16 protein-coding genes are annotated in these 16,930 nt (G+C 70.3%); 11 read left to right on the forward strand and 5 right to left on the reverse strand.

From position 1 onward, the window contains the following. The first annotated feature begins 1 nt into the window (after position 1). From AB0I89_RS25760 to AB0I89_RS25775, 4 genes are read left to right on the forward strand one after another with little or no spacing between them, the layout of a single operon-like run. A complete protein-coding gene (locus AB0I89_RS25760; RefSeq protein WP_357131702.1) occupies positions 2-2,170 on the forward strand; it encodes an ATP-binding cassette domain-containing protein in 2,169 nt (722 codons plus the stop codon). Between the two features lie 19 nt (positions 2,171-2,189). Continuing rightward, complete coding sequence (locus AB0I89_RS25765) at positions 2,190-3,443, forward strand: sulfotransferase (protein ID WP_357131705.1); 1,254 nt, start codon at positions 2,190-2,192, stop codon at positions 3,441-3,443. Next, positions 3,440-4,036 carry a hypothetical protein gene (locus AB0I89_RS25770; protein ID WP_357131708.1) on the forward strand — a complete coding sequence of 199 codons (597 nt, stop codon included), beginning with the start codon at positions 3,440-3,442 and terminating at the stop codon, positions 4,034-4,036. The genes AB0I89_RS25765 and AB0I89_RS25770 overlap by 4 nt, the downstream gene beginning before the upstream one ends. Further along, positions 4,026-4,790 (forward strand): hypothetical protein, encoded by a 765-nt coding sequence (locus AB0I89_RS25775; RefSeq protein WP_357131711.1) that lies wholly within the window; start codon positions 4,026-4,028, stop codon positions 4,788-4,790. Before AB0I89_RS25770 ends, AB0I89_RS25775 begins: the two co-directional genes overlap by 11 nt. Here the strand turns inward: AB0I89_RS25775 and AB0I89_RS25780 are convergent, their stop codons facing one another. Together AB0I89_RS25780 and sigJ are read right to left on the reverse strand one after the other, a co-directional pair. Next, positions 4,791-5,168, reverse strand: coding sequence for a hypothetical protein (locus AB0I89_RS25780; protein WP_357131714.1), 378 nt, complete (start codon positions 5,166-5,168; stop codon positions 4,791-4,793). Between the two features lie 225 nt (positions 5,169-5,393). Beyond that, positions 5,394-6,329, reverse strand: coding sequence for an RNA polymerase sigma factor SigJ (gene sigJ / locus AB0I89_RS25785; RefSeq protein WP_357131717.1), 936 nt, complete (start codon positions 6,327-6,329; stop codon positions 5,394-5,396). A 140-nt stretch (positions 6,330-6,469) separates the two neighbouring features. Here sigJ and wrbA point away from each other — a divergent pair, with 140 nt between their 5' ends. The 4 genes from wrbA (at position 6,470) to AB0I89_RS25805 (ending at position 9,880) form a co-directional block, all read left to right on the forward strand. Further along, complete coding sequence (gene wrbA / locus AB0I89_RS25790; protein WP_357131720.1) at positions 6,470-7,078, forward strand: NAD(P)H:quinone oxidoreductase; 609 nt, start codon at positions 6,470-6,472, stop codon at positions 7,076-7,078. A gap of 284 nt (positions 7,079-7,362) precedes the next feature. Beyond that, on the forward strand, positions 7,363-7,788 hold the full coding sequence (locus AB0I89_RS25795) for a peptidase inhibitor family I36 protein (protein ID WP_357131723.1): 426 nt from the start codon (positions 7,363-7,365) through the stop codon (positions 7,786-7,788). Between the two features lie 140 nt (positions 7,789-7,928). After that, a complete protein-coding gene (locus AB0I89_RS25800; RefSeq protein WP_357131726.1) occupies positions 7,929-9,131 on the forward strand; it encodes a low temperature requirement protein A in 1,203 nt (400 codons plus the stop codon). 152 nt (positions 9,132-9,283) lie between these two features. Continuing rightward, positions 9,284-9,880 (forward strand): TMEM175 family protein, encoded by a 597-nt coding sequence (locus AB0I89_RS25805; protein ID WP_357131729.1) that lies wholly within the window; start codon positions 9,284-9,286, stop codon positions 9,878-9,880. 96 nt (positions 9,881-9,976) lie between these two features. On the opposite strand, the gene AB0I89_RS25810 is transcribed toward AB0I89_RS25805, so the two are convergent. The 3 genes from AB0I89_RS25810 to AB0I89_RS25820 form a co-directional block, all read right to left on the reverse strand. After that, positions 9,977-11,260, reverse strand: a complete 1,284-nt coding sequence (locus AB0I89_RS25810; protein ID WP_357131732.1) for a cellulose binding domain-containing protein — start codon at positions 11,258-11,260, stop codon at positions 9,977-9,979. After that, positions 11,257-12,375, reverse strand: coding sequence for a ricin-type beta-trefoil lectin domain protein (locus AB0I89_RS25815; protein WP_357131735.1), 1,119 nt, complete (start codon positions 12,373-12,375; stop codon positions 11,257-11,259). The genes AB0I89_RS25810 and AB0I89_RS25815 overlap by 4 nt, the downstream gene beginning before the upstream one ends. A 248-nt stretch (positions 12,376-12,623) precedes the next feature. Beyond that, positions 12,624-13,841, reverse strand: coding sequence for a low temperature requirement protein A (locus AB0I89_RS25820; protein ID WP_357131738.1), 1,218 nt, complete (start codon positions 13,839-13,841; stop codon positions 12,624-12,626). Positions 13,842-14,000: 159 nt separating this feature from the next. Here AB0I89_RS25820 and AB0I89_RS25825 point away from each other — a divergent pair, with 159 nt between their 5' ends. From AB0I89_RS25825 to AB0I89_RS25835, 3 genes are all read left to right on the forward strand, one after another. Further along, positions 14,001-14,840: an ATP-binding cassette domain-containing protein gene (locus AB0I89_RS25825; protein WP_357131741.1), complete on the forward strand. Its 840-nt coding sequence runs from the start codon at positions 14,001-14,003 to the stop codon at positions 14,838-14,840. Positions 14,841-15,025: 185 nt separating this feature from the next. Beyond that, entirely contained in the window at positions 15,026-16,252 is a 1,227-nt protein-coding gene (locus tag AB0I89_RS25830) for a sensor domain-containing protein (RefSeq protein WP_357131744.1), read from the forward strand. Next, complete coding sequence (locus AB0I89_RS25835) at positions 16,240-16,896, forward strand: response regulator transcription factor (RefSeq protein ID WP_357131747.1); 657 nt, start codon at positions 16,240-16,242, stop codon at positions 16,894-16,896. The genes AB0I89_RS25830 and AB0I89_RS25835 overlap by 13 nt, the downstream gene beginning before the upstream one ends. Positions 16,897-16,930: the final 34 nt, after the last annotated feature.

Here is a 16,930-nt window from a genome sequence, read left to right on the forward strand (position 1 = left end):
GATGGCGAAACGGGTTCAGACGATCCTGCAGATGTCCCAGTCGGACTGCGCCGCGGCCTGTCTGGCGATGGTCGGCAGCGCTCTCGGCCGCAGCGCCTCGACCGGCTTCTGGCAGCGCGCTCTCGGTAGCGGCCGGGACGGTACGTCCGTCGCCCGGATCTTAGCGACGGCCACCGCCCATGGACTGACCGCGCGGGCGTACGCCGTGCAGGATCTGCGCGCCGCGGTCACCTCGACCGCGATGCCGGCAGTCCTGCACGTGGACGGCAACCACTTCGTGGTGCTCACCCGTGTGCGGGGTGGCCAGGTCGAGATGGTCGATCCGGGGCAGGGCCGGCAACGCTGCGATGCGGAGGCCCTTGCGCGGCGGATGTCCGGGCCGCTGATCGTCTTCGGCGTTGCCGGTGACGGGCGGCAGCATTCGTCGCCGGACGTCGCGTCGCGGTTGTCCCTGCGGGGAGTGATCACGCGGAGTTCTCGCGGGTTGCGCGGTCAGTTGATCGCCGCCACCGCGATCATGGTCGCCGCCACTCTCGGCCCGGCGTTGCTCACCCGCGAGGCGGTCAACGCCGCCGTGGCCCGCGAGGGGCACCTGTCGCCCTGGCTGGTCGGCGTCGCGGCGGCCGGCTGTCTGGGCCTGCAGTTCCTGGGCACTCTGCTGCAGTCGGGACTGGTCCTGCGCCTACGGGCCCGGATCGACGCGCGGTTGATGACCGCCTTCGTCCACCACCTCCTCGGCAAGGACCTGGAATTCCTCGAGCAGCGTGCGGCGGGGGACATCCTCTCCCGGATCTCCGCCAACGCCGCCCTCCGGGATTCCCTGACCCTGCTGCTTCTCGCCGCCGGCCTGCACCTGCCCCTGACCCTGATCTATCTGGCCGCCCTGGTGGCCGTCTCGCCGGCCCTGTCGGTGATCGCGCTGCTGGGCGCCGCGTTGCAGATGGGCGCCGCAGTCGCCTTCGGTCGGCGGGTGGAGGCTGCCCAGCGGGAGGCACTCCGCGCCGATGCCGAGCTTCAGATCAACTCGGTCGACGCGGTGAACAACTACGCGGTGATCAAGGCGATGCGGCTGGAAGCCGGGGTGACCGGACGCTGGCTGCGGACCTTCGCGGCGTCGGCCGCCCGGGGCCTCAAGCGCGACTCCGAACTGCAGACCCTGCAAGCCTTCACCGGCCTCGTGCAGTTCGCCGTCCCCATCACCATCGTGCTAACCGGCGTCTGGCTGGCGGCCGACGGCACCGTACGGCTCGGCTCCGTGCTGGCCATGCTGACCGTCGCGGGCATGTTCCTGGCTACCCTCGGGCGCCTGGTGACCGGGGCGCAGGGCATCTTCCTGGTCCGCGGCCAGCTGGAGCGGCTGGAGGACATCATCGACGGCGCAGCGCCGGCGCCGGTCGCGCATGCCGGCGATACGGCTACCGGCCAGGACACCGCTGACGTCACCGGCGCCGACCGGCAGCCGGCCCGAGCGGCGATCCGGCTGGAGCGGGTCAGCTATCGCTATCACCAGGACGGCGCCGATGTGGTCGACGACGTGTCACTGGAGGTGCGCCCCGGCGAACTGCTCGGCATCGGTGGGGCCACCGGTGGGGGCAAGACCACCCTCATCCACCTTCTCCTCGGCCTGTACCAGCCGCGATCGGGCACCGTGACCCGGGTGCGCGTCGACGCAGGCGGCCGGCGGACGCCCGGCGAATTGTCCTATGCCTACGTACCGCAGGACCCGGAGTTGTTCTCTGGCACTATCCGCGACAACGTGCTGGCGTGGCGCGCTGGCGTGCCCGACCGGGCGGTATGGGAGGCGCTGGAGCTCGCCGCTGTCGAGGAGGACGTCGCGGCGATGCCGCTGCGGCTCGACACTCCGATCGGCAGCCGAGGCATGCACCTCTCCGGCGGGCAGCGGCAACGCCTCGCCCTGGCCCGCGCCTTCCTGGCCCGGCCGGACCTGCTGGTGGCCGACGAGCCCACCAGCCACCTGGACCCGGGCACCGAGCAGACCGTGCTCACCGCGCTGCAGATGATGCCCGGTACCCGGATCGTGGTCGCCCATTCGGCGCCGGTCCTCGGCGCCTGCGATCGGGCGCTGCGGATGACCGCGGGTGATCTCACCCCGCTCACGGTCGTCCCGGGTGGCCCGCGGTCCCTCACCGACGTCAGCGCCGTCAACTGATCAGACTGGAGGTAACGCCATGACGAGCGAGCCGCGCACCAGCACCGACGGCCCGGTCTTCATCCTGTGCTTCGCCCGGTCAGGGTCGACCCTGTTGCGGGTTCTGCTGGACGCCCATCCGGAGCTGGCGAGCCCACCCGAGACGAGCGTGGCCCGGGTGTGCGAGACCACCGAACGAGCCTGGCGGCAGGTCTGCCTCTCCGGTGGTCGAGGTCCGCTGCCGACCGAGGTGATCGACGAGATCCGCACGGCGGTGGACCGGCCGATGCGCGCGTACGCCCGGGCCCGCGACAAGCGCCTCTGGTGCGACAAGTCGCTCGATAACCTCTGGCTGGCACCGCTGCTCTCCGACGTCTTTCCGCAGGCCCGCTTCGTCGCCCTGCACCGGCACTGCCTCGACTTCGTGATGTCCGGCCTGGACGCGAGCCGCTGGGGCTTCGCCGCGTACGGTTTCGAGAAGTACGTCCAGAAGTCCCCCGGCAACACCGTGCACGCGCTCGTGCGGTACTGGTGCGATCACACCGAGGCGCTGCTGAGCTACGAGCGACGCAACCCGGACCGCACGGTGCGCGTCCGGTACGAGGACCTCGCCCGCGACCCGGACCACGAGCTGCGCCGGCTGACCGGATTCCTGGGCGTCGAGGACGTCCCCGGCCTGTCCCGGTCGGCTTTCGCCGGACAGCACGACATCGGCGCCGGCGACCACAAGCTGCCGTTCACCGACCGGGTCTCCGCCGACAGCGTGGGTACGGGACGACGCGTACCGATCCACCTGATCCCGCCCGACCTCATGCAGCGGATGAACGAGTGCCTGCGACAGCTGGACCACCCGGAGGTCGGACCCGACTGGAATGCCCTGCCGTCCGAAGGGCCGGCGGGCGAAAGCCCGGACCGGTCTGCCGTCACTGCGCTGGCCGACGTGCTGGGCGGCGACGATCCGGCCCCGCGGCTCTGCTCCCACGAGCAGGACCGCCTGCGGGACCACGTGCTGGTGACGATCGAGGACCGGCAGTCCTCCTGGCTGATCGACCCCGCGACCGGCGAGGCGTCGTTCTGCGACCGGCCGTGCCTGCCGCGGGCCCGCATCCTGACCGACTCGGCCACCCTGCGGGGCGTCGTCACCGGGGAGGCCAACATCGGTGGTGTGCTGCGCACGGGGGCGCTGCGTGCGGTCGGCGGCGTCTCCCGCGTGGCCGACGTCGTGGCCGGGTTGCGCGACCGGCACCAGGCCACCGGCCCACGGGCCCTGGCGGACACGGTCGGTGCGCGATGATCGGTCACCTCCTGGCGTGGTGCTTCCTGCTGCTGTTCTCCGCCTACACCGCGGCCGCGATCATCAGCTTCGTGCCGGCGGTGGACCGCCGGATGCGACAGGTCCGGATCGGGGTCGCAACGCTGCGGTCGATCCTGCCGTTCTGGGGGCTGTTCGCTCAGCGCTTCGGCATGTTCGACCTCGACCTGTCCTACCGGATGCACAGCAGATCGGCGGCGGCCACCTCGGCCGACGCGGACGAGCACCCCTGGACACCGCTGACGAGCAACCGCTGGCGCTGGTGGTCCGCGATGTGGCGGCCCAGCCAGCGCGCCGATCAGAGCGCGCAGATCCTGGCGTACCGGCTGATCAGCGGGGGTGCGGCCGACGGCCGCGACATGCGTGACGACCCCGCATACCGGCGGGTCATGGCGTCGGTACGCCGCTCAGCGCTGCGGACCGCCGACCCCACAACTGCGGACCGGGCCGAGTTCCGGCTGGTGCTGACCCGTGGGTACTGGACCACATCGCCGCCTCGCACGATCTTCGTGTCCGCCCGCGAACCCGTCCTCCCCGCAGCAAGCAGCCGATCGGAGGTCCGTCATGACAGCTGAATGGTTCCCGAGCGGTCTTTTCGCCGACGACCTGTTCCCGCTGGCCGCCCGGGTGGCCGGCATCGCCCTGCTGGTGACCGGCGCCGAGCTGACCGCCGCGCTTCCCGGGCTGGCCCGCTGGCGGCGCCCGGACGCCGCCGCCGGCCCGCGGTGGGTGCTCGCGCACCGGATGATCGCCCTGCTGCCGGCCCTGCTCGGCGGCTGGTTCCTCGTCGACCCGCGAGCGTGCCTGTCCGGTGGAGGGCTGGCGGCCGTTCTGATCCTCGGTTACCTGATGGTCGCACTCCAACCGCTCGGTGACGGCGCGGACATCATGCTCATGATCGTGCTGGCCGGCCTCGGCGTGCTCTGGCTGGTGCCGTCGACCGCCCTGACCGACTGGGCGGCGTGGCTGGTCGCCCTGAACGTCTGCCTCGCCTACCTGTGGAGCGGCGTGGCGAAGCTCCGGGTGCCGGCGTGGCGGCACGGACGTCAGGTCGCTCTGGCGGTCAACTCGCCGCGGTTCGGCTCGGCGCAGATCGCCTGGCACATGCTCAACCGGCCCACGATCACGCGGCTCACCGCCTGGAGCGTGATCCTGATCGAGGTCTCCTGCCCGATCTTCCTCATTCTCGGTGGATGGCCGCTCATCGCCTGGATGGTCTGCGCGATCCTCATGCACGTGTCGGTCGCCATCATCATGGGCCTCGGACGGTTCCTGTGGTCGTTCGGCGCCGGCCTGTTCGCCATGGCCGGCGCACGCCTGCTGGTCTGATCACGTGGGACACCGGTGCTGCTGCACGATGTTGCTGAAATGGGCGTGAGCTGCTTGTCGGCTCACGCCCAGCAGATCCCCGATCTGCCGCCACTTGACGCCTCGGTAGCGGGCGTGCGCGACGGCGCATTCCACCATGGTGACCGAGCGCGTCTGCAGCGTCAGCACCTTGGTGATCAGCTCAACCGCATCGGACTCGGTATCTTGCTGGCTGACATCCGCGCACTGGTCGAGGATCGCCTCGGCCAATTGTTCCAGGTCCTGCGAAAGCTGAGCCAGCCGATCGATGGCGACTTCCGGCGCCTGCGGTGAGCCCGCGACCGAGCCGGCCTGAGCGCCTTCTTGCGTGAACTGCTGCCCTGGCGTGTGCGACTGCACGTCCTGTCGTCCCCCGCAACTCATGGAGACACCGGGCCTGATCATCATCTCACCCGGCATTGCGGCGCGGCGGTGGCCGGGCGGCACTGACTCGGCCGCTGAGCCGATCCCCCGTACCACTATCCCCCGTGGATAGTCGAACGTGATTGAAGTATCCCCCGGCCGGGTGACCAAACATGACAGTCTCATGACACTCGCCCGAAAACCTCCACAGTGGACCCGTGGTCAACAGGTCGCTCTCCAGGAGCGGAGCTTGTCGGGATTGAGTACGGCCCAGATGTGGTGGATGTGGTCGTCGCTGACGTCGAACGCCATCACCGACACCGGGACGCCGTACCGCCGAGCCACCAGACCGGGCTGGCCGTTGACCGTGCAGTCCTGAAGTGTCACGCCGGCCGCCGCCGTGGGCCGGTCGACGAAGAAGCGGGCTACCTGCTCGGCTCCCTCGATCGGGCGGAGCGCGGCGGTGACGTGCCCCCCGCCGTCGCCGGTCGCCGTGGCGTCGGACGCCAGCAGGCCGATGAGCGCGTCGATGTCCTTGGCCTCCCACGCGCGTTTGAAGGCCCGGACGAGATCGGCACGTCGTGCCGACGAGCCCGCATCGGGCCGCGGCACGTGAATGCGGCGGCGGGCCGACGTGGCGAGCTGACGGCAGGCTCCGGGGGTACGGCCGACGATCGCGGCCACCTCGGCGAAGGGGTAGCCGAAGACGTCGTGCAGGATGAACGCGACCCGCTCGGCAGGGGTCATCGCGTCGAGGACGACCAGGAAGGCCATGCTGACCGACTCGTCGAGGGTGACCCGGTCGGCGGGGTCGGCGTCGCCGCTTGACCGGCCGCTGATCCATTCGGCCCGGTCGGGGAGCGGCTCCGGGATCCATTCGCCCACGTAACGCTCGCGCCTGACCCGCGCCGAGCGGAGCAGGTCCAGGCAGATGCGGCTGGCAACTGTGGTCAGCCAGCCGCCGGGAGCGTCGATGCCCTCCTGCTGTCGGGGGGACATGGCGTACCAGCGGGCGTAGGTCTCCTGCACGACGTCCTCCGCGTCGCCCAGGGAGCCCAGCAGTCGGTACGCCAGGTTGGTCAGCTGACGGCGCTCGCTGATGATCGCGCTGAGGCTCGGATCGGGCCGGTCGTGCAGCCGCTCGGGTGGGTGGGCCATGGGTTCACCGACTCCTTCGAACGATCTGGCTCACCCCTTACGACGAACCGTCGCCGCGAATTGTGCGGTCGCAGGTCGCCTCACATCTTCTCGCGCTGTCTCGTCGTACCGGTCAGAACCGCAGAGGGAGGAGATCGACCGTGGAACCCGTGCATGTCGCGATCATCTACTACAGCTCCACCGGCACCATCCACACGCTGGCGCAGGCCGCCGCCGAGGGCGCCGAGAAGGCCGGCGCCACCGTGCGACTGCGCAAGGTGCTCGAAACCGCACCGGCGGCGGCGGTCAGCGCCAGGCCGGAGTGGGACCGGCACCTGCAGGAGACGGCGGACATCGCCGAGGCCAGCCACGACGATCTGGACTGGGCCGACGCGGTGCTCTTCGGCACCCCGACCCGCTTCGGCAACCCGGCCAGCCAGCTACGCGCATTCATCGACACGACGGGCCCGCTGTGGTTTCAGGGCAAGCTCGCCGACAAGGTGTACTCGGCGTTCACCTCATCCAACACGGCGCACGGCGGCCAGGAGTCCACTCTCCTGGCGCTGGCGAACACCTTCTGCCACTGGGGCGGCATCATCGTGCCCCCCGGCTACACCGACCCCGTCCAGTTCCAGGCCGGCAACCCCTACGGCACCTCCCACGTGGTCGGCGACGGCCCGCCCGGCGAGGTGGTCCTCCAGGCGGCCCGCCATCAGGCCCGACGGGTCGTCGACATCACCGCCCGCCTCAAGGCGGGCGCTGCCGCCTGATCACTCGCGACGACGTACCGGACCTGGTCGTGATAGCGCGCCGTCGGGACCGGTGCGGGGTTGGAACCGGTGGCGTACGGCGAGCGTCTGCGGGGCTCTCCGGGCCTTGCACGACCGGGACGTTCCCGTGGGGCGAGCCGTTCGAGCCCGGGGCCTTTCGGGCTCTTGCCGGAGCCCTGGAGCAGAACGCCGCAGCTCGTCTGAACGGGATGTTCAGAAGGAATCAAGAACTGGCCCGTAGGTTCGTGGCAAATTTCTGCCGGCTATTTCTTGTTGGAGATGACGTGAAGAAGCGCAAAGCTCTCGCGGCTACGTTCGCTACCACCGCGGCCGTCGTGGTCTCGGTGACGGTCGCCCCGACGGCCGCACAGGCGGTGTACAGGTGCGCCGAGAAGTATGTGGAGGTCTGCTTCTACGAGAACTTTGGCTGGACGGGTTCGACCATGGCGTTCCGGACCGTCGATGCCGGTGCCAGCTTCGCCGATTTCCGCTGGTACCAGTACACCAACGGAAAAAACCTGAACGATTCAGCGTCCTCCGTGTGGAACGGCAGTAATCACACGATCGGTGTCTTCGAGCACGGCTTCGCCGCCGGCAGTGGCGGCGGCAGGATCACGTTCGTTCCCGCGCACAGTGGAGTGGATTTCAGGGGTGGCGGAGACGAGATCCCGAACGACTCCGCATCAGCGTTCATCGTGTTCTACGACTGAGCGGAAGCCGGTCTCCGTGGTCCGGACGCCTCGGGTGGTGACGCCAAAGGGCGGCGGCATGTCGTACCGGCCCCGATGGGCCGCCGAAGGTGGTATCAATTCCCAACAGGTGAAGAATCCGGGCAAGGTCGGGCGGCGGGATGTCGACAGGCGCAGCAACGCTGCTTCGCAAGCCGGAGCAGCCGCAGCGGCCGAGCCTCCTGGAGCTCTTCTTCGACCTGGTGTTCGTCTTCGCGCTCAACCGGGTCTCCCACCGGCTCGTCGAGGACCTGACCGAGGGGCGAATGGTCCTCGCCGAGGTCGGCGAGACGTTCCTGTTGCTGATGGCCTTCATGTCGCTCTGGTTCGTCACGGCGTGGGTCACCGATCTCTACAACTCCGAGCGGCCACAGGTCCAGTTCGTGGTCTACACGGCCATGCTCGGCGCCCTGATGATGGCGGTCGCGGTGCCGGAGGCGTTCGGTGCCGGGGGTCTGGTCTTCGCCGGCTCGTACGTGGCGGTGCACATCGTCCGTGGCCTCGTCATCGTGCCGGCGTTGCGCGGTCTGAAGGCGCAGAGTCGAGCGGCGGGGGTGCTCCTGTGGTTCTCGATGTCCGCCGTCCCGTGGATCGTCGGAGCGCTGCTGCCGGGTGCGGCGCGGACGGTGCTGTGGGCGCTCGCCCTCGCCATCGACGGTACGGCGCTGCTGCTCTTCTACCCCGCGCCGTGGAACATCTCCAGCCGACCGGGCTGGCCGGTGTCGGCGGAGTACATCTCCGAGCGGTACCGACAGTTCTTCATCATCGCGCTCGGTGAGCTGATCCTGACCACCGGATCGGCCTACAGCGACACGTCGTTCCAGGAGGGCGGCGCCGCTGCGGCGTTCGCCGTCTCGTTCGCCACGACCGTGCTGTTGTTCCGGGTGTACCTCTTCAAGGCGGGCCAGTTGCTGCCCGGGGCGCTCACGGCCGCCCGTGACCCGGCGCACCTCATCCGGGAGGCGTTCATCGCCCACATGCTCATGGTCGTCGGCACCGTCGCGATCGCCGTCGGCTACGAAATCGTGATCACCCATCCGTTCGGGCCCACCGGTGCCTCCTGGATCATCGCCATCCTCGGCGGACCGGTGCTGTTCCTGGCTGGACGCATGCTGGTCGAGCACGCGGTGTTCGCGCGGGTGTCCCGCTCCCGGCTGATCGGCGCCCTCCTGCTGGTCGCCGTCGCGCCCGCGATGATCCTCGTGCCGCCGCTGGCCGTGGCCGGCACCGCCGTCGCCGTCCTGGCCGGCATCGCCATCTCGGACGCGATGCGCGCGATGGGTAAACCCCCCGAGCAGCCCTCTCCACCCGACGTCGGAGGTTGACGGGACGATTTCCCTACTATGCTCACATCTATGGCTTTTTGTCCGTTCGGCCGGGCAGGCTGATGGCCAGGCGGTGGCGCTTCCGGCGGCGGACACGACCGGGGGATGAGGCTGCGCTACAGGACAGCGCTCTCCGGGACCCCAGCCGGACCGTGTTCTTCAGCGACGGCGTCTTCGCCATCTCCATCACGCTCCTGGTGCTGGAGATCCACCCGCCCGAGGACACCTCCAACCTCGGTCGGGGTCTGGTCGAGCTGTGGCCCTCGTTCCTGGCGTACGTGCTGAGCTTCTTCCTGATCGCGTCGATCTGGACCAACCACCATGTCATGTTCGACCAGGTCGTCGCCGCTGATCGAGGGGTGCTCCTGCTCAACACCGTGCTGCTGATGACCGTTGCGTTCCTGCCGTTCGCGGCCTCCGTACTCGCGGCGGCCTTTCGCAACGGGTCGGGTGAGCCGCTCGCCGTGTTGTTCTTCGGCGGCTCCTTCGGCCTGGGCGCGATCTTCTTCAACGCCCTCTGGTGGTACGCGATGCGCGCGCCGAGGCTGTTGAATCCGCGGGTCAGCGCGCACGCGGGCAGGCTCGTGGGGAGACGCTTCCTGGCGGGACCGGTGCTGACTCTCCTCGGTGCGGCGGTCGGTACGGTCGCCCCCGCCGCCGGGCTGGTCATCTACGCCCTGATGATCCCCGTCTTCTGGCTGCCCCTGCCCGCGCTCGAACCGGTTCCGCTCGACAACGAGGATCGCTGACCGCGCCGTTGGGCATGACGGCGCTGACCGGGCAACTGCTCGGACCCGCGTGGCGGTCGTCAGCGGACTCCAGGCCGACGACCGCCACGCGGCTGTTCACGGGCTGGTGCAGGTTGGCGACGGGTTGGTCGGCGTACCGGTGGCGAGGAAGCCGAACGTGGCCGTGCCGCCGGGGGCGAGCGAGCCGTTGTAGGTGGCGTTGCGGACGGTCACTGTCGAGCTGCTGGTGCTCAGCGTGCCGTTCCAGACCTGGCTGATGCTCTGCCCGTTGCCCAGCGTCCAGCGGACGGTCCACCCGTTGACGGCGGTCGTGCCCGCGGTCACCGTGACCTCACCCTGGAAGCCGCCCGACCACGAGTTGACCGTGTGGTAGGCCGCGGTGCAGGCAGCGTCGGAGGGTGGCGGCGTGGTGGGTGGGGGCGTCGTCGGAGGCGGCGTCGTGGGCGGCGGTGTGGTGGGCGGCGGTGTGGTGGGCGTACCCGTGGTGGGTGGTGGTGTCGGTTCACCCGGCGGCACCAGGGGGCAGGTGGCGCTGTACCGCGACACGCCCCGGCTGTCCGCCAGCGGGCAGAGGAACTGGGTGTAGCGGGTGTCGTTGTCGAGGAACGTCTTCAGCCAGGGGATCAGGAGCCGCATCTCGGTCGGGTTCGACCTGGTGAAGGAGAGATGGTCGTTGCCGGCCAGCTCGGCCCAGGCGTGTTCGACGCTTGCCGGCAGGCTGTTGTAGATGCCCTGGACGTACGAGGGCGTGACCGTCCCGTCGTTCTGGCCGGAGATGAGCATGGTCGGCACCTGCGTGCTGGACATGTTCAGGTTGTTGCCGGGGGTGCCGGGCGCGAGACCGACCGCCGTCTTCAGGGTGGGCCGCCGCAGCGAGGCGAGCAGGGTGCCTGCGCCGCCCGCCGAGTGGCCCATGACGCCCAGCCGGTTCGGGTCGACCCGGTTGCGGACCGGGCTCGTCCGGGTGAGGTAGTCCAGCGCGGCGAGCAGTTGGGTGGCCCGCGCGTCGGCGCCGTCGGTACGGCTGTTGGTCTCGATGCCGATCACCACGAATCCGAAGGACGCCAGCCAGGGGCCCATCCAGGCCTCCTCGTTGGCGAACAGCGCGGAGTAACCGGGAACGATCGCGACCGCGCCCCAGGTGCCCAGGCTGGTGTCGGTGGGGTAGTAGACGTACCCGCCGTTGAGGCCGTTTCCGGCCGGCACGGTCGCCTGCGTCGTGGCGAACGGACCTCGGGTGGCGGCCACGCTGGCCAGGGTGGGGTCCGGGCCTCGCTGGTACGGGCTGTCCGCGACCGCCGCGTCCCGGGTCGTCGTGGCGAGCGCCAGGCCGAGGACCACCGCGAGCCCGGCCGTCAGCCATCGTGTCGGCTGCTTCATCGACGGCTCCACTGCTGGTTGGTCTGGCCCGTGCACGTCCAGAGGACGAGCTTGGTGCCGTTGGCGGTGCCCTGGTTGTAGGGGTCCAGGCAGAGGCCGGACTGCACGCCGGTGATGGTGCCGTTGGCGTTGACGTTCCACTGCTGGTTCGTTCCGCCGTGGCAGTCGTAGATGGTGACCAGGGTGCCCGGCGAGGTGCCGTAGCCGGCGGCGTCGAGGCACTTGTTGCCGTACACCGTCAGGGTTTTGGTGGACGTGTAGGTCCACTGCTGGTTGGTGCGGCCGTGGCAGTCCCACAGCTGCACCTGGGTGCCGTTGGTGGTGGAGGAGCCGGGGACGTCGACGCACCGGCCGGACAGCGTACCCACGAGGGTGGTGGTGGTGGTCGGGTCGCCGCCGCTGCTCGGGTTGCCGATGCTGCCGGGGACCGACTGCAACGCGCTGTACCAGCGGGCGGCCATCTTGTCGTAGCCGCCAGAGGTGGGGTGGATGCCGTCGATCAGGTCGGCGGTGGTGAGGGCGCTGTGCATGTCGACCAGGTGTACGCGCTTACCGGCGTTGACCTTGCTCTGCACGATGCTGGGGATGGCCGCGTTGAAGGTCCGGGCGGCGTTCTCCTGGTTGCTGTTGGAGAGCGGGATGAGCTGCGCCACGAAGACCTCGGCGGTGGGCGCGGTGGTGGTGATCTTGTCGATCAGCGTGGAGAGCCGGTTCGGCGCGGTGCTCACGTTGTAGTTCTGCAGGATGTCGTTGGTGCCGATGTGCAGCAGGACGGTCGCCGGCCGCTGGGTGTTGAGCCAGTTGACGATGTTCGCGTCGATCTGGTCGATCCGCCAGCCGGGATGCCCCTGGTGGTCGTGGTCGCCCAGGCTGGCTGGCCCGTTGAACTGCGATCCGACGAAGTCCACCGTGTACCGGCCGGCGGCGAGCCGCTGCCAGAGCCCGATGCGGTATCCGCCGGGCACCTGCGTGCCCTCGGTGATGGAGTCACCGAGCGGCATCACGCGTACCCCACCGTTGGACTCTGCGCTGGCGGGACTGGTGGGTGCCACCACCCCGGCGATCACGACACCGAGCGCGGCGAGTGTCGCGAGCCATCGTGCCCTCGTTCGCATGGATCTCCCCTTGGTTGGTAGAGCTGGCCGAGGGCGTTGGCCGATCGGTAGGGCCGCCCGGGGCAGTCGACATCCGAGAGGGGGCCGGCCGGACCGAGCAGCCGCCGGCTGCCGGGCGTGGCCCGGCTCGCGCCGATCGTCGGATCGGCACGGCGTTCTGCCTCAGCACTGGGACGAGTGTGAGCGCTAACAGAGATGAGTGTAGATTCATTGGCCCGATCTGGTCTACCTCGACGGCAGCCGCGCCCTCAGCTCGCCAGGGCGCGGGCGCGAAGCCGCCAGGTGTCGCTGAGCGTGATGCCGACCAGGACGCCCGCCGCGGCGACCGTGACGAGGACGGGGTCGAGCAGCATCAACACGGGCGTCGCGCCCACCAGCAGCGCCAGCCAGGCCAGGCGCGACTTCGGTAGCTGGCCCAGGAGTACGTACTCGGAGTTCATCCGCCCGATCACGAACAGGACCGGCCCACCGGCGATGAGGACCACCCAGCTCGCCGGGGTGGTCCGCAGGGGCTCGTGGAGTACGAGGTCCACCCCCGCCGACGTGGCGATGACCCCGGTCACCACCAGGGCGTAGACGTACGGCGCGAGGTACACCGAGTGGCGTGGGCGCGAGTGCGCCGAGCGGTCGACGAGCTTGTTGCTCTGCAACACGTAGATCTGCCAGAACAACAGCGCCGTGAGGATCGCGGCGGCGAACGCGACGGCGCGGGCCGGGGTGTACGGGGTGCTGCCGAACGTCAGCGTGGTCATCAGGGTCAGCTCGCCGAGCGCCAGGATCGCGATCTGCTGATAGCGCTCGCCGAAATGAACGCTCAACTGGCTGTACTGCTCCAGCGGTATCCGTCCGCGCAGTGGCGTCGGGTAGCGCAGCGCCGCCGCCAGGTAGTCGATCGCGAGCGCGCCGATCCAGAGGCCGGTACGCCAACCCGGCTCGGCGAGGCCGCCAGCGACCCACAGCACGCCGGACACGACGAACCAGAAGAGGAAGCGCTCCTCCCGCGCGTGCGCCCGGCGTGGACGCAGCGCGACGATCAGCATGATTCCCCGGGCCAGGTGGAGGCCGACGTACGCGGCGGCGAAGAGGAGGCCCCGCCCGTCGTAGGCCCCCGGTAGGGCGACCGCGAGCAGAGACACGCCGACCATCGTGCCGACGACCACACCCTGGACCGCCCGGAGCTGCGGCTCGTAGAACTCGGTGGTGTTCACCGTCACCGACCAGGTCCACCAGGCGGCCAACAGCAGGACGAGTCGCTGCCCGAGCCCCGCCCAGGTCGGATCATTGGCCAACTGCATCGACAACTGCGCGAACACGGCCACGTAGAAGACGTCGAAGAACAACTCCAGGAGGGTGGCCCGAGCCGACGAGCTGGGTTTGCGTCGTGGCCCGGTCGGGTCCGCCCTCGTCATGGCTTCGCCGCCCCCGCTGCCGTCGTTGGCCCACACCGCCGCGACGACGCCGGACATCCGGACCGAATGGCGCGCGGCACACGGCTACCAACGAGTGAGCCCGTCGAGGGATACCGCCGATGGGGCGCGTACGACGGCGGTGGCCCTGGTCACTGACCCGTACGACCGGTCTGTGGCACGGTGCAGGGCAACCGTCGCCGTACCGATAGAGGGCCCATGCTCCCCAGGACCGCCGAGCCCCACCCGCCGTCTCCCGTCGTCGAACTGTGCGACGTGACGTTCCGGCGGAACGGCAAGCAGATCCTGCACGGCATCGACCTCACCGTGGGCGAAGGCGAGCACTGGGCGCTGCTCGGCCCGAACGGGGCGGGCAAGAGCACGCTGCTGGGATTCTGCGGTGCGCTGACCCACCCGACCTCGGGGACCGTACGGATCCTCGGTCAACGACTCGGCCGCGTCGACCTGCAGCAGCTCCGCAGGGCGATCGGTCACGTGAACCCCCGTCATCCGCTGCGGTCACCTTTGACGATCCGGGAGGTCGTCCTGACCGGGCTCGTCGGGTCGATCGACCTGCCGCCGCGTTGGCAGCCGACCCGGGACGACCGTGACCGGGCGGATTCCCTGCTGGGCATCTTCGGGTTGGTCGACCGGGCCGACGAGCGCTGGCCGACTCTCTCGCAGGGCGAGCGCGGCCGTGCCCTGATCGTCCGGGCGCTCATCAGCCAGCCGCGACTACTGCTGCTGGACGAACCCTCGACCGGTCTCGACGTCGCGGCCCGCGAACAGTTGCTCGAGACCATCGACCTGCTCCGCGAGACCCACCCCAGCCTCGCCTCGATCATGGTCACCCACCACCTCGAGGAACTTCCGGCGACGACCACCCACGCCATGCTGATCAACGGCGGCAGCGTGGTCGCCGCCGGCCCGGCCGACGAGACGGTCACGACCGCGCAGGTCTCGGCGGCCTTCGCGCACCCCATCGAGGTACGCCACGAGGACGGGCGCTGGGCGGCCCGCGCCGGGTCCGTCCGACGGGCGGCGGTCGCCACCGGCTAGAACCAATTCGGGTACGCCTTCGGCGTGAACGGCCGATCAGATCTGGCGGGATGGCGGCGAAGCGGTAACCCACGGCGACGATCCCCCCAGCTCGACAACCGCTGGTACAGCAGGCTGCACTTTCCGCCGCGGACGCTGCCGAGGGTGCCCACCGTGACCTATGTTGGCGCGGGAGGTGGGCGGCGATGGCGTACGTGCGAGGCCGGTTCCGGGCATCCGTCGACGCCCTCGAACACCTCGTCGGCGGGCTCGGCACCGCCCTGCTCGCGTTGGGCGCGCTGCTGTGGGCGGCGGTCGTGGCGCTTGTCTGCCTGACCGGACTGGGCCGAGGATTGGTGCCCGGCGCACTGCGCGCGGTGCGTTCGGTGGCCGATCGGGAGCGCGCCCGGCTGTCCCGCTGGGGCGCGCCGATCCCGGCACCGGGGCCGGTGCAGGAGGGGCTGCGGGAGGCGGCACGTGATCCGTTCGTCCGCCGGGAAGTCGGCTGGATCATGCTGCACTCGGTCATCGGACTGCTGTCGGGGCTGGTCGGCCTCGCCCTGCCGCTCAACGCCCTCCAGGAAATCACCTTTCCGCTCTGGTACCGGCTGGTCGCACCCGAGGACGGCGCTCCGGGGATCGTCTGGTGGCGCGTGGACGAGCTGTCCGAAGCGCTCCTGGTGGGCCTGCTCGGGGTGGGCTGGCTGGTCGCCGCGATCGGGTTCGGTCCGGCGCTGGCCCGGGTCCAGGCCTGGCCCGGCCGGTTGCTGCTGCCTCCGCCGCCGGGGATCGACCTGTCGCTGCGGGTGGCCGCGCTGACCGCCACCCGGGCCGCCGCGCTGGACGCCCACGCGCTGGAGCTGCGCCGCATCGAGCGGTCGCTGCACGACGGGACGCAGAATCGGCTGGTCGCGGTCAACGTGCTGCTGGGGGCGGCGCGGCGGGCCGTGCGGCGTGACCCCGACCGCGCCGACGAGATCCTCGGGCAGGCGCAGGATGCGGCGGAACAGGCCCTCGGCGAACTCCGTACGGTGGTGCGGGGCATCCTGCCGCCGGTGCTTGACGATCGAGGTCTTGCCGGTGCGCTGGCGGGCCTGGCCGCGAGTTGCGCGGTGCCCTGTCGGCTCACGGTCGACGTTGCCGTCCGCTGCGCGGCATCGGTCGAGGCCACCGCGTACTTCGTGGTGGCCGAGGCGCTGACCAACGTCGTCCGGCACAGCGGCGCGAGCCGGGTGGACGTCGCCGTCCGTCGTGAGCAGGGCCAGCTACTGGTGACCGTCGAGGACGACGGGCGCGGCGGCGCCGCCGAGGCGCGTGGCTCCGGGCTCACCGGCATCCGCCGGCGGGTCGAGGCGTACGACGGGCGGATGGCACTGACCAGCCCACCGGGAGGACCGACGAGGATGCGTGTGGAGCTGCCGTGCGGATCGTGATCGCGGAGGACGACCCGCTGCTGCGCGAGGGGTTGGCGCTGCTGCTGCGGGCGGAGGAGTTGGACGTGGTGGCCACGGCGGGTACGCCGGGCGAGTTCCTGGTCGCCGTCGACGAGCACGCGCCGGACGTGGCGATCGTGGACGTACGGATGCCGCCGACCCACACCGATGAGGGCATCGTGGCCGCGGTGGAGGCCCGGCGACGTCGCCCGGGCCTCGCGGTGCTGGTCCTCTCGGCGTACGTGGAGCAGGCGTTCGCCACCGAACTGTTCTCGGTGGGCGCCGTCGGCCTCGGCTACCTGTTGAAGGAACGGGTGGGCCGGGTCGAGGAGTTCCTCAGCGTGCTGCGCCGGGTCGCCGATGGCGGCAGCGTTATCGACCCCGAGGTGGTGGCCCAACTGCTCGCCCGCAACCGGCGGACGGACACGGCGCTGGGCGAGCTGTCGCCCCGCGAGCGCGAGGTGCTGGGACTGATGGCCGAAGGGCTCGGTAACACCGCGATCGCCGAGCGGCTGTTCGTCACCGACGGCGCGGTGCACAAGCACATCCGGAGCATCTTCGCCAAACTCCAGCTGCCGCCGGACGACCGCGCCGACCGTCGGGTCACCGCGGTGCTGCGTTACCTCGACGGCGGGCAGCGGTAGCCCCGGAACCGCCTGCCCGGCGCCCCCGCGATCA

Origin of the sequence: Micromonospora sp. NPDC049801 (genome assembly GCF_040656575.1) — a bacterium.
Lineage (GTDB): Bacteria > Actinomycetota > Actinomycetes > Mycobacteriales > Micromonosporaceae > Micromonospora.

Coding starts and splice junctions, on each gene's coding strand:
- AB0I89_RS25760 (WP_357131702.1), top strand. CDS start 2: ATGGCGAAACGGGTTCAGACGATCCTGCAGATGTCCCAGTCGGACTGC.
- AB0I89_RS25765 (WP_357131705.1), top strand. CDS start 2,190: ATGACGAGCGAGCCGCGCACCAGCACCGACGGCCCGGTCTTCATCCTG.
- AB0I89_RS25770 (WP_357131708.1), top strand. CDS start 3,440: ATGATCGGTCACCTCCTGGCGTGGTGCTTCCTGCTGCTGTTCTCCGCC.
- AB0I89_RS25775 (WP_357131711.1), top strand. CDS start 4,026: ATGACAGCTGAATGGTTCCCGAGCGGTCTTTTCGCCGACGACCTGTTC.
- sigJ (WP_357131717.1), bottom strand. CDS start 6,329: ATGGCCCACCCACCCGAGCGGCTGCACGACCGGCCCGATCCGAGCCTC.
- AB0I89_RS25800 (WP_357131726.1), top strand. CDS start 7,929: ATGTCGACAGGCGCAGCAACGCTGCTTCGCAAGCCGGAGCAGCCGCAG.
- AB0I89_RS25810 (WP_357131732.1), bottom strand. CDS start 11,260: ATGAAGCAGCCGACACGATGGCTGACGGCCGGGCTCGCGGTGGTCCTC.
- AB0I89_RS25815 (WP_357131735.1), bottom strand. CDS start 12,375: ATGCGAACGAGGGCACGATGGCTCGCGACACTCGCCGCGCTCGGTGTC.
- AB0I89_RS25820 (WP_357131738.1), bottom strand. CDS start 13,841: ATGTCCGGCGTCGTCGCGGCGGTGTGGGCCAACGACGGCAGCGGGGGC.
- AB0I89_RS25825 (WP_357131741.1), top strand. CDS start 14,001: ATGCTCCCCAGGACCGCCGAGCCCCACCCGCCGTCTCCCGTCGTCGAA.
- AB0I89_RS25830 (WP_357131744.1), top strand. CDS start 15,026: ATGGCGTACGTGCGAGGCCGGTTCCGGGCATCCGTCGACGCCCTCGAA.